General features: G+C 64.0%; 7 protein-coding genes. 2 read left to right on the top strand and 5 right to left on the bottom strand.

Annotated elements, in window-relative coordinates; translation table 11 throughout:
* Nucleotides 1-14: 14 nt before the first annotated feature.
* From rfaP to glnE, 5 genes are read right to left on the bottom strand one after another with little or no spacing between them, the layout of a single operon-like run.
* The gene (gene rfaP, locus AC3WJP_RS19440; RefSeq protein ID WP_493720826.1) at nt 15-821 is read right to left on the bottom strand and encodes a lipopolysaccharide core heptose(I) kinase RfaP; all 807 of its coding nucleotides are present in this window, start codon (nt 819-821) and stop codon (nt 15-17) included.
* Complete coding sequence (locus tag AC3WJP_RS19435) at nt 818-1,939, bottom strand: glycosyltransferase family 4 protein (RefSeq protein WP_493720825.1); 1,122 nt, start codon at nt 1,937-1,939, stop codon at nt 818-820. The genes rfaP and AC3WJP_RS19435 overlap by 4 nt, the downstream gene beginning before the upstream one ends.
* The gene (gene waaC, locus AC3WJP_RS19430) at nt 1,939-3,000 is read right to left on the bottom strand and encodes a lipopolysaccharide heptosyltransferase I (RefSeq protein WP_493720881.1); all 1,062 of its coding nucleotides are present in this window, start codon (nt 2,998-3,000) and stop codon (nt 1,939-1,941) included. Before waaC ends, AC3WJP_RS19435 begins: the two co-directional genes overlap by 1 nt.
* A gap of 1 nt (nt 3,001) precedes the next feature.
* Nucleotides 3,002-4,051 (bottom strand): lipopolysaccharide heptosyltransferase II, encoded by a 1,050-nt coding sequence (gene waaF, locus AC3WJP_RS19425; protein ID WP_493720824.1) that lies wholly within the window; start codon nt 4,049-4,051, stop codon nt 3,002-3,004.
* A 39-nt stretch (nt 4,052-4,090) separates the two neighbouring features.
* On the bottom strand, nt 4,091-7,024 hold the full coding sequence (glnE, locus tag AC3WJP_RS19420; protein ID WP_493720823.1) for a bifunctional [glutamate--ammonia ligase]-adenylyl-L-tyrosine phosphorylase/[glutamate--ammonia-ligase] adenylyltransferase: 2,934 nt from the start codon (nt 7,022-7,024) through the stop codon (nt 4,091-4,093).
* 382 nt (nt 7,025-7,406) lie between these two features.
* Here glnE and aceE point away from each other — a divergent pair, with 382 nt between their 5' ends.
* Together aceE and aceF are read left to right on the top strand one after the other, a co-directional pair.
* Nucleotides 7,407-10,052 (top strand): pyruvate dehydrogenase (acetyl-transferring), homodimeric type, encoded by a 2,646-nt coding sequence (gene aceE / locus AC3WJP_RS19415; RefSeq protein ID WP_493720822.1) that lies wholly within the window; start codon nt 7,407-7,409, stop codon nt 10,050-10,052.
* Between the two features lie 11 nt (nt 10,053-10,063).
* Complete coding sequence (gene aceF / locus AC3WJP_RS19410; protein ID WP_493720821.1) at nt 10,064-12,040, top strand: dihydrolipoyllysine-residue acetyltransferase; 1,977 nt, start codon at nt 10,064-10,066, stop codon at nt 12,038-12,040.
* Nucleotides 12,041-12,323 lie beyond the last annotated feature (283 nt).

Below are 12,323 nucleotides of genomic sequence, written 5' to 3'. Positions count from 1 at the left end.
AGACATCGGCACGGTCAAAGGGCATCACCATAACGCTGCTTGCGGTCGAGCAGCTTGTTCGCCTTGCCATCCAGCCAGCCCAGCAACCCCGCCTCTTCGCGGAGAATCTGGCGCAGCGGCTGCTGGAAATACCCCTTGAGAAAACGCAGCTTGTCGCGGCGGGTCAGGCCAATGCCCAACGCCGAAAAATACAGCGCGGCCAAGTCCTTGTCACGCCAGCGACGGGTGATGCGCGAGCGGGTCTGGGCGCGGTGCAGGTCGATCACCGAAAGCTTGAAATGCTCCGGGGTGACCTCAGTATCGGTGTGCAGCAAGAAGTGGCAGATATAGCAGTCGCGATGGTTGACCCCGGCGCGGTGCATCATGCCGGTCATGCGCGCGACCTCGGCGATCAGCGCGCGCTTGAGGGCTGGCGCTGGCGGGTTTTTCTCCCAGTCGAGGCTGTAATCCTCGAGGCTGATGGTCGGCGCCAGCTCTTCGGTGACGATGAACGAATGCTGATCGGCTGGGTTGCTGCCGCGCTCGCCGTAGGCCACCGAGGTCATGGTCGGTACGCCGGCCTCTTGCAAGCGCTGGATCGCCAGCCACTCTTGCCCGGCGCCCAGCACCGGCAACTTGGCGGTGAGCAGGTTCTTGAAGATCTCGCCCCAGCCGATGCCGCGGTGGATCTTGACGAAATAGCCGCGCCCCGCCACTTCGGTGCGCAAGGTACGCCGCGCTTCGAGCTCGCGGTACACCACGCCCTGCAGGCCTTCGACTTCGACAAAGGGATCGCGCCCGGCCCACAGGCTCTGGAACGGCTCGGCCAGTTTGAGCTTCATGGGCGCTCCGCCAGAATCACATCGGCCGCGTGCTGCGGCATGCTGTAGAGGTCCGCCGTGTCGGCGAACGCCAGGCCGTTGCGCGACCAGGCCGCGCGGGCCTCATCATCGCTGAGCATGGTCTCGAGATAACGATTGAGCTGCGCCTGCTCGAACGGCTCGTCGAGCACCAGGCCGCTGTCGGCCTCGGCGATGTAGTGGGCATAGCCGCAGACCGCCGAGACCAGTACCGGCAAACCCGCCACCTGCGCTTCGAGCAGCACGGTGCCGGTGTTCTCGTTATAGGCCGGATGGATCAGCAGATCAGCGCCCAGCAGAAAACGCGGAATATCGCTGCGGCCCTTGAGGAACTGCACCCGATCGCCCAGCCCCAGCGCCACGCTTTGCAGCTGGAACACCTTGGGATCGTCCTGACCGATGACCAGCATACGCACGCGCTTGCGCAGCGCCGATGGCAATCCGGCCACGGCCTTGAGGCTGCGGTCGACGCCCTTGGTCTTGAACCCCGAGCCGATCTGCACGATCAGCAGTTCGTCGTCTTCGAGCATGAACTCGCCACGAAATTCGGCGCGTATCTCCGCGGCATTGGCCGGGGCACGACGGTCCAGGGCGATGCCCGGCGGCAGCAGATGGAAGCGCTGCAGCGGCGTGTGGTAATGCTTGATGAACAGCGGCTGCTGCACCTCGGAAATCATCAGCACGTCGGTTTTCGCATTCGGGGCGAACACCGCGCGCTCGTATTCGGCGAAGTGGCGATAACGGCCCCAGCGCCGATACAGGCCATTGCGCAGGGTCTGCGCCTTGTCCTCGAAGCAACCGTCGGCGGCGTAATAAACGTCGAGGCCGGGCATCTTGTTGAAGCCCACCAGGCGATCGACCGGGCGTTTGGCCAGGTCGGCCTGCATCCACGCCAGCAACTTCTCGTTGCGCCGGTGATTGAAGATCGCCTTGACCGGCGCCACCAGCACCTCGAAGCCTGGAGGTACGTCGCCCTCCCAGATCAGGGTATACACGCGAATCTGATGCCCACGTTGCTGGCATTCCAGGGCGATGCGCATGAAATCGCGCTGCAAGCCGCCGAATGGAAAGTATTTGTAGAGCACGAATGCCAGTTGCATCAACGTAGATCCTCAGCCAATAACAACGCGCTCAGTCGGCCTGCCACACGCTCGGGATTGACGCGAGTGAAGCACAAGGGCCACTCGCGCTTGATATTGAACTTCGCCAGATCGTCCGGCGTGGGTTGGTAGGTGCAGTTCTTTTGCAGGCACGGCGCGCAGGCGAAATCGCTCGCCAGGTGCACCTGGCCCTTGCCGTAGGCGCCGGTCAGCCCTGGATTGGTGGGCCCGAACAACGACAGCGTGGGCACGTCCAGCGCCGCCGCCAAGTGCCCCAGGCCGGTATCGACCGCCACACAGGCCTTGGCCGAGGCCAGCACCTTGGCCACCCCTGCCAGGTTCAATTTGGGCAGTACATGGACGTTATTCAAGCCCGTGGCGATGCGATAAGCGCGCGCCTGCTCGGCCTGATTGCCCCATGGCAGGCGCACATCGATGCCGGCCAGCCCAAGGCGCTCGGCCAGCTCGCGCCAGTAGGCCTCGGGCCAGAACTTGGTGTCCCAGGTGGTGCCGTGCAAAAACATCACGAACGGCCGCAGCGCCGGGCCGGTGAACAGTTGCGATTGATCGAGGCCGTAGTCGCCCAGGCTGGCGGGCAGATCGTAGCCCAACGCCAGGGCGAACAGTTGGCGCAAGCGCTCGACCGCATGCTGATTGCGGCTGACCGCCAGGCGACGATCGTAGAAGCGGCTGGCGATCGGCTCGCGCACCGATTTTTGATCGAGGCCGGCCACCGGTGCCTTGACGTAGCGTGTCAGCCAGGCGCTTTTCAGCAGGCCCTGGGCGTCGATCACCAAGTCGTAATGGCGCTCGCGCACGCGCTGTTTGAACAGCTTCCATTCGCCGGACTTGTGGGTCTGCCACAAGTTTTTGCGCCAGCGGCGGATGGCCACCGGGATGACCTTGTCTACCGCAGGATGCCAGCTCGGCAGTTCGGCGAAACCTTCTTCCACTACCCAGTCGAAACGAATCCCGGGGATGGCCCGCGCAGCGTCGGTGAGGGCCGGCAGGGTATGAATGACATCGCCCAGCGATGAGGTCTTGATCAGCAATACCCGCACTTCAGTCGACCTCGACCAGCGCATCGACCCGTTCCGGGCCTTGCAGGGTTTCCAGGGCTGAGACCACGCGCTGCGGCTCCAGCAGTCGCAGGCAATTGTAGTGACCGAATCGGCAGGTGCGATCGAAACACGGGCTGCAGTCCAGCCCCAGGCGCACCACTTCGACCTGATCGGCCAGCGGCGGCGTGAAACCCGGCGAGGTCGAGCCGTAGACGGCGACCAGCGGCCGATTGAGCGCGGCGGCTACGTGCATCAGGCCGGAATCGTTGGACACCACCGCCTCGGCGCAGGACATCAAGTCGATCGCCTCGGCCAGCGAGGTTTCGCCACTGAGGTTGACCGACTCTTCACGCAAGCCCGGGATCAAGCGCTCGCGGATCGCCTCGCCCACCGGGTGGTCCTTTTTCGAGCCGAACAGCCACACCTGCCAGCCTTCACGGATGCGGTTCTCGGCCACCTGGGCATAGTGTTCGGAGGGCCAGCGCTTGGCCTCGCCGAACTCGGCGCCCGGGCACAACACCAGCACCGGGCGATCCAGCTCCAGGCCGAACTTGGCCAGCGCGGCAGCGCGGCTGTCGGCGTCGATCTGCAAGCGCGGCTGTGGATAAGGCTGCGGCAACGGCGCGCCCGGCTCGTAGGCCAGGGCCATGAAGCGCTCGATCATCAACGGATAACGGGCCTTGTCCAGCGTGCGCACGTCATTGAGCAGGCCGTAGCGGAACTCGCCACGCCAGCCGGTGCGTTTGGGGATGCCGGCAAAAAACGGCACCAGCGCCGACTTCAGCGAATTGGGCAGCAGGATCGCTTGATCGTACTGGCCCTTGAGCGACTTGCCGATGCGCCTGCGGGTGGCCAGCTCGAGGGCGCCGTGGCCGAGCGGGAAGCTCAGAGCACGCCGGACCTCGGGCATGCGCTCGAGAATCGGCCGGCTCCAGTCGGGGGCCAGCACGTCGATGGCGCAGTCCGGGTGGCGTTGCTTGAGGCACTGGAACAGTGTCTGCGCCATCACCATGTCGCCAACCCAGCTGGGTCCAATGATCAGAATGTTCATGTTCTTTCCAGAAACGATCGGGCAGGCGTCGGGCCGGGCTCAACCAAGCCCCAGCTGCGCCCAGATACGCATCACCTCGCGGCGCTCGGTGCCGAACTGGTCTGCGGCAATGACCCCGGTCTGATTCTGCAAGGCCTGGCGGTGCGCGGCCGAGCGGTAGGCCTTGTAGGCTTCACGCAGCAGCGCGGCATCGGCCTGGGGCATCAGCCCGGCCTCTTCCAGCCCTTCCAGAATGCGGATGTTGTCGGTGTAGCGCAGCAGCTCAGGATGCGCCCTGGACCACGCCAAAGCGGCGTATTGCACCATAAATTCGATATCGACGATACCTCCGGCGTCTTGCTTGAGGTCGAATGAGGCGCTGGCGTCGAAGGCGTTGGCCCCCATTCCGGCCTGGGTGGCGCGGGTTCCCAGATTGTCGCGCATCTTCGCGCGCATCTCGCTGACCTCCTGGCGCAGGCTCGCTTCATCCCGCTTGCGCCCCAGCACGTGGGCGCGCACCTGCTCGAATGCGGCGCCGACATCCGCCGCGCCCACCAGCACCCGCGCGCGCACCAGCGCCTGATGCTCCCAGGTCCAGGCCTCGCCCTCCTGATAACGGGAGAAGGCGCCCAGCGAGCTGACCAGCAACCCGGCAGCGCCCGAAGGCCGCAGGCGCATGTCGACTTCATAGAGCTGGCCGGAGTTGGTCTGCGCGGTCAGCAGGTGAATGATGCGCTGGCCCAGGCGGGTGAAGAACTGCGCGCCGTCGATGGGCTTGGCACCGTCGGTTTCCGCCTGCGGATCGCCATCGTGGATGAACACCAGATCGAGGTCCGAACCATGGCCCAGCTCGATGCCGCCGACCTTGCCGTAACCGATGATGACGAAACCCGGCTCGCACAGGCTGCCGTCGTTGCGCATCGGCACACCATGGCGGGCCACGGTCTGGCGCCAGGCCAGGGCCAGCACCTGCTCGAGGATCGCCTCGGCGAGCCAGGTCAGGTAATCGCTGACCTTCATCAAGGGCAGGCTGCCGGTGATTTCCGAGGCGGCGACGCGCAGGCGGTGGGCCAGCTTGAAATGCCGCAGGGCTTCCATCTGCTGTTCGAGGTCATCCTCGGGGATGCGGGTCAGGCGCTCGCGCAATTCGGCCGCCAGCTCCAGCGCCTGGGGCGGATTGAACAGGCGGCTTTCATTAAGTAGCTCATCGAGCAGCAACGGGAAGCGCGTGATCTGCTCGGCGATCCACGGGCTGGCCGCGCACAGGGTCAGCAAGCGACGCAAGGCATCGGGGTTTTCGGTGAGCAACACCAGATAGGCCGAGCGCCGCGCCACTGCCTCTACCAGCGGCAGCACCCGCTCGAGGACCAGATCCGGGTGCGCGTGCTCGATGGCCTGGGCCAGCAAGCGCGGTATGAAGGCATCCAGACGCTCGCGGCCGAGGCGCTGCATGGCGCGCAGTTGCGGGCTGCCACGCAGGTCGGTGAGGCGCTTGAGGGACTGCGGCGCGTCGCGAAAGCCGGCGTCTTCCAACTGTCGGCAGGCGGCCTCTTCATCCTGGCTGTCTTCCCACAGCGGCAGCCATTCGCCGCCCACCACCACGCTGTCGTCCTCTTCTTCATCAGGGTCGGCGATCACCTGACGGAAATGCCAATCCACGCGGCTGCGCCAGAACATCAAGCGTTCATGGAAGCCCGCCCAATCGGCGAAGCCGAGCATGAAGGCGATGCGTGCGCGATCCTGATCGCCCTCGGGGAGCATTTGCGTCTGGCGGTCGGCGATGGCCTGGATGGCGTGCTCGGTGTAGCGCAGGAAAAGATAGCCTTCGCGTAACTCGTCCACCACCGCGGCAGGCAGATAGCCTTGCCCTTCGAGGGTCGACAGTACCCGCAGCAGCGGCCGCTGTTGCAGGCTCAGATCGCGGCCGCCATGGATCAACTGGAATGCCTGGGCAATGAACTCCACCTCGCGGATACCGCCGGAACCGAGCTTGATGTTCTCGGCCATGCCCTTGCGCCGCACCTCTTGCTGGATCAACTGCTTCATGGTGCGCAGCGCTTCGATTGCGGAAAAATCCAGGTAGCGGCGATACACGAACGGGCGCAGCATCTCCAGCAACTGCGCGCCGGCCACCTGATCGCCGGCCACCACGCGGGCCTTGATCATGGCGTAGCGTTCCCAGTCGCGGCCCTGGTCCTGGTAGTACTGTTCCAGGGCGTTGAAGCTCAGCACCAGCGCGCCGGACGAACCATAGGGGCGCAGGCGCATGTCGACGCGGAACACGAAACCGTCGACGGTGACCGGGTCGAGCGCCTTGATCAGGCGCTGACCAAGGCGAATGAAGAACTCCTGATTGTCGAGGGCGCGCTTGACCCCTTCGGTCTCGCCGCCTTCGGGGTAGGCGAAGATCAGGTCGATATCGGAAGACAGGTTGAGCTCCACCGCCCCCAGCTTGCCCATGCCGAGGATGACCATGTGCTGCACGTCGCCGCTGCGCCGGCCGATGGGCGTACCGAGCTGCAGGCAGTGGCGTGGATAGAGCCACTGGTAGGCTTGATCGATACAGGCGTCGGCCATGTCCGACAGGTCGCGGCAGGTCTGCACCAGATCGGCCTGGCGGGTCAGGTCGCGCCAGACGATGCGCACCTGATGGCGGCTGCGCTGGCGGCGCAGGGTCCTGCCGAGGCCGTCTTCGCTGTCGGCCTGACGAACGGCAGCGCTGACCTGGGCGCACAGCTCGCCGGGGGCGAAGCTGCGGTCCAGGTCGCCGCTGTCCACCAGCTCGAGCAGCAGGCTCGGCTCACGCACCGCCTGCTCGAGGACGAAGTCGCTGGCCGCGCACACGCGATCGAATTCGGCCCACCGCTCGGCGCTCCATTGATCAATGTCTGCAGCAGGTTCGTGGGCGGCGACAGCGTCTTTGAACGACTGCCGATTGCGGCTGATCAAAGGGACAAGAGTGGCGGGGATTTCAACCAGCGAAGGCAAGCTCATGGTCTATCCTAGATCGTCGTATCGGTGGCAGAAAGAGAGGGAAGCTGGGCGAAGGGCGATGGCCGGACTGTCGAACAAAAGTTGCAAATAGCTGAATGTTGAGATTTTTTGGCAGATTTCATCCAGTACAGCCCCTCGATTGCTTATATTTTGGTCGCCGTATCGATTATTCTCACAACCCGAAAGGGGGCGACAAGCCGTCGCAGTGTAGTAGCGCTACCCCACCTTCATCTCGAAAGCATGAAATGAAGATCAATTTGTAGTAAAACTACACGCCGCCGGGCTTACCCTCCGGTCATCCAAGAATTCAATATCGTCTGCCCACAAGGCCGTCGCAAACTCAGGCTTCGATTCTGGAAGCCTTTCCGCCCTGGAGCAAGCCATGCAAGACCTCGATCCCGTCGAAACCCAGGAATGGCTGGACGCCCTGGAGTCGGTTCTCGACAAAGAAGGCGAAGACCGCGCTCACTACCTGATGACCCGCATGGGCGAACTGGCAACCCGCAGCGGTTCCCAGCTCCCTTACGCAATCACCACGCCGTATCGCAACACGATCCCCGTCACCCACGAAGCACGCATGCCTGGCGACCTGTTCATGGAACGCCGCATTCGCTCGTTGGTACGCTGGAACGCGCTGGCCATGGTGATGCGTACCAACCTGAAAGACTCGGATCTGGGCGGCCACATCTCCAGCTTTGCCTCCAGTGCGACGCTGTACGACATCGGCTTCAACTACTTCTTCCAGGCGCCGACCGACGAGCATGGTGGCGACCTCATCTACTTCCAGGGTCACGCGTCGCCGGGCGTCTACGCTCGCGCCTTCATGGAAGGCCGCATCACCGAAGACCAGATGAACAACTTCCGTCAGGAAGTGGATGGCGGCGGTCTGTCGTCGTACCCGCACCCTTGGCTGATGCCTGATTTCTGGCAGTTCCCGACCGTGTCGATGGGCCTGGGCCCGATCCAGGCGATCTACCAGGCCCGCTTCATGAAGTACCTCGAAGCGCGCGGCTACATCCCGGCCGGCAAGCAGAAGATCTGGTGCTTCATGGGCGACGGCGAGTGCGACGAGCCGGAATCCCTGGGCGCGATCTCGCTGGCTGGCCGCGAGAAGCTCGACAACCTGATCTTCGTCATCAACTGCAACCTGCAGCGCCTCGACGGCCCGGTTCGCGGCAACGCCAAGATCATCCAGGAACTCGAAGGCGTGTTCCGTGGCGGTGGCTGGAACGTCAACAAGGTCGTATGGGGCCGCTTCTGGGACCCACTGCTGGCCAAGGACGTCGACGGTATCCTGCAACGTCGCATGGACGAAGTCATCGACGGCGAGTACCAGAACTACAAGGCCAAGGACGGCGCGTTCGTCCGTGAGCACTTCTTCAATTCGCCAGAACTCAAGGCCATGGTCGCCGACCTGACCGACGACGAGATCTGGAAGCTCAACCGTGGTGGCCATGACCCGTACAAGGTCTATGCCGCGTACCACCAGGCGGTCAACCACAAAGACCAGCCGACCGTGATCCTGGCCAAGACCATCAAAGGCTATGGTACCGGTGCCGGTGAAGCGAAAAACACCGCGCACAACACCAAGAAGGTCGACGTCGACAGCCTGCGCAAATTCCGCGACCGCTTCGACATCCCGGTCAAGGATTCCGAACTCGAAAACCTGCCGTTCTTCAAGCCCGAAGAAGGCAGCGCCGAGGCGCGCTACCTGGCCGAACGTCGCCAGGCACTGGGCGGTTTCGTACCGCAGCGCCGCGCCAAGAGCTTCAACATCCCGACACCGCCACTGGATACCCTCAAGGCCATCCTGGACGGCTCGGGCGACCGTGAAATCTCCACCACCATGGCCTTCGTGCGAATCCTCTCGCAGCTGGTCAAGGACAAGGAAATCGGCCACCGCATCGTCCCGATCATCCCGGACGAAGCCCGTACCTTCGGTATGGAAGGCATGTTCCGCCAGTTGGGCATCTACTCGTCCGTGGGCCAGCTCTACGAGCCAGTCGACAAGGACCAGGTGATGTTCTACCGCGAGGACAAGAAGGGCCAGATCCTCGAGGAAGGCATCAACGAAGCCGGCGCCATGTCGTCGTTCATCGCCGCCGGTACCTCCTACAGCAACCACAACCAGCCGATGCTGCCGTTCTACATCTTCTATTCGATGTTCGGCTTCCAGCGCATCGGCGACCTGGCCTGGGCCGCTGGCGACAGCCGCACCCGTGGCTTCCTGATCGGCGGCACTGCCGGACGCACCACCCTCAACGGTGAAGGCCTGCAGCACGAAGACGGTCACAGCCACATCCTGGCGGGCACCATTCCGAACTGCCGCACCTATGATCCGACCTACGGCTACGAGCTGGCGGTGATCATCCAGGACGGCATGAAGAAGATGACCGAAGAGCAACAGGACATCTTCTATTACATCACCGTAATGAACGAAGCCTACCAGCAGCCCGCCATGCCGGCCGGTGTCGAGGAAGGTATCGTCAAGGGCATGTACTTGCTCGAAGAAGACACCCGCGACGCCGCACACCACGTGCAGCTGCTGGGTTCGGGCACCATCCTGCGCGAAGTGCGTGAAGCGGCGAAGATCCTGCGCGAGCAGTTCAACGTCGGCGCCGACGTGTGGAGCGTCACCAGCTTCAACGAGCTGCGTCGCGATGGCCTGGCCGTCGAGCGCAGCAACCGCCTGCACCCTGGCCAGAAGCCAGCGCAGACCTACGTCGAGCAGTGCCTCACTGGCCGCAAAGGCCCGGTCGTGGCGTCTACCGACTACATGAAAATGTTCGCCGAGCAAATCCGTCAGTGGGTTCCTTCCAAGGAATTCAAGGTTCTGGGCACCGACGGCTTCGGCCGTAGCGACAGCCGCAAGAAGCTGCGTCACTTCTTCGAAGTCGACCGCCACTTCGTCGTGCTGGCCGCGCTGGAAGCCTTGGCTGATCGGGGTGAGATCGAACCGAAGGTGGTGGCCGAGGCCATCGTCAAATTCGGCATCGACCCTGAAAAACGCAACCCACTGGACTGCTGAGGAGAAACACCGTGAGTGAAGTCATTCGCGTACCCGACATCGGCAGCGGTGAAGGTGAAGTCATCGAACTGCTGGTCAAGGTCGGTGATCGCATCGAAGCCGACCAGAGCCTGCTGACCCTGGAGTCGGACAAGGCCAGCATGGAGATTCCGGCCCCCAAGGCCGGCGTCGTCAAGAGCCTCAAGGTCAAGCTGGGCGATCGCCTGAAAGAAGGCGACGAAGTCCTGGAGCTGGAAGTCGAAGACGCTGCCGAAGCCCCTGCGGCGGCCGCTCCGGCACCTGCAGCCAAGGCCGAAGCGCCAGCCGCGGCCCCCGCTCCTGCCGCCAGCGCTCCGGCGCCGGCTGCCGCGGCGTCGAGCCAGGACATCCACGTGCCGGACATCGGTTCGTCGGGCAAGGCGCAGATCATCGAGATTTCGGTCAAGGTCGGTGACACCGTCGAAGCCGATCAATCCTTGATCACCCTGGAATCGGACAAGGCCAGCATGGAGATTCCTTCTCCTGCTGCCGGCGTGGTCGAGAGCATCAGCGTCAAGCTCGGCGACGAAGTCGGCACCGGCGACCTGATCCTGGTCCTGAAAGTGGCGGGTGCCGCACCTGCCGCACCTGCCGCTGCGGCCCCGGCCAAGGCTGAAGCGCCTGCTGCCGCCGCGCCGGCACCTGCCGCTGCACCGGCCGCAGCCCCTGCCGCGCCTAGCGTTCAGGACATCCACGTGCCGGACATCGGCTCGTCGGGCAAGGCCAAGATCATCGAGTTGTCGATCAAGGTCGGCGACAGCGTCGAAGTCGATCAATCGCTGATCACCCTCGAATCCGACAAGGCCAGCATGGAGATTCCATCGCCGGCTGCCGGCGTGGTCGAGAGCATCAGCGTCAAGCTGGATGACGAAGTCGGTACCGGCGACCTGATCCTCAAGTTGAAAGTCGCTGGCGCCGCACCGACAGCCGCTCCGGCACCAGCTGCTGCTCCTGCTGCTGCTCCTGCTGCGGCCGCCCCTGCCGCTGCCCCTGAAGCTGCCAAACCTGCTGCCGCGCCGGCCGCAGCCCCGGCAGCCGCTTCCGGCGCCAAGGTTCACGCCGGCCCGGCTGTGCGTCAGCTGGCGCGCGAGTTCGGCGTCGAGCTGAGCGCCGTCGGTGCCTCCGGCCCACACGGTCGCATCCTCAAGGAAGACGTGCAGGCGTACGTCAAGACCATGATGCAGAAGGCCAAGGAAGCACCGGCCGCCGCGGCCGCAGGCGCCACCGGTGGTGCCGGCATCCCGCCGATTCCGACCGTCGACTTCAGCCGCTTCGGTGAAATCGAAGAAGTGCCGATGACCCGCCTGATGCAGGTCGGCGCCGCCAACCTGCACCGCAGCTGGCTCAACGTGCCGCACGTGACGCAGTTCGACCAGGCCGACATCACCGAGCTCGAAGCCTTCCGTGTCGCACAGAAAGCCGTGGCGGAAAAGGCCGGCGTCAAGCTGACCGTGCTGCCGCTGCTGCTCAAGGCCTGCGCCCACCTGCTCAAGGAGCTGCCGGACTTCAACAGTTCGCTGGCGCCGAGCGGCAAAGCGATCATCCGCAAGAAATACGTCAACGTCGGTTTCGCCGTCGACACCCCGGATGGCCTGTTGGTGCCGGTGATCAAGAACGTCGATCAGAAGAGCCTGCTGCAACTGGCTGGCGAAGCGGCGGCCCTGGCGGAAAAGGCGCGGACCAAGAAGCTGTCTTCGGACGACATGCAAGGCGCCTGCTTTACCATCTCCAGCCTCGGGCACATTGGCGGCACCGGCTTCACGCCGATCGTCAATGCCCCGGAAGTGGCGATCCTCGGCGTGTCCAAGGCTACCATCCAGCCTGTGTGGGACGGCAAAGCCTTCCAGCCCAAGCTGATGCTGCCGCTGTCGCTGTCCTACGATCACCGCGTGATCAACGGCGCCGCCGCCGCGCGCTTCACCAAGCGCCTGAGCGACCTGCTGGGTGACATCCGCACTATCCTGCTGTAACCCGCTGCACATCGCCCCTGCTAGTCGGGGGCGATCGATTTTCGAGCTGCCACGCTCGGAGCCTCAACCCCGTCCTTTGTGGCGGGGCTTTTTTTTGGTTTTTTTTGGGCTGGATTTGAGAGTGGGGTGTGGTCCGCAGATTTGCGTGCCCCCCAGAAAAGCTTTTTCGAAGCAGCAACGCAAATCTCACTGTTCTGCTTTCGAGTCGGCCTTGGGGTCGCCGCCCCCTTTCAGCAGGCCGCGTGGAGGTGCGCTTGCGCAGGGATAGCCGGCATGGATGCCG

Source organism: Pseudomonas sp. GW821-FHT01A09, from assembly GCF_058986725.1.
Note: the sequence above shows the minus strand (reverse complement) of the source record. Positions and strands in the feature narration are given on the sequence as shown.

Coding starts and splice junctions, on each gene's coding strand:
- rfaP (WP_493720826.1), bottom strand. CDS start 821: ATGAAGCTCAAACTGGCCGAGCCGTTCCAGAGCCTGTGGGCCGGGCGC.
- AC3WJP_RS19435 (WP_493720825.1), bottom strand. CDS start 1,939: ATGCAACTGGCATTCGTGCTCTACAAATACTTTCCATTCGGCGGCTTG.
- waaF (WP_493720824.1), bottom strand. CDS start 4,051: ATGAACATTCTGATCATTGGACCCAGCTGGGTTGGCGACATGGTGATG.
- glnE (WP_493720823.1), bottom strand. CDS start 7,024: ATGAGCTTGCCTTCGCTGGTTGAAATCCCCGCCACTCTTGTCCCTTTG.
- aceE (WP_493720822.1), top strand. CDS start 7,407: ATGCAAGACCTCGATCCCGTCGAAACCCAGGAATGGCTGGACGCCCTG.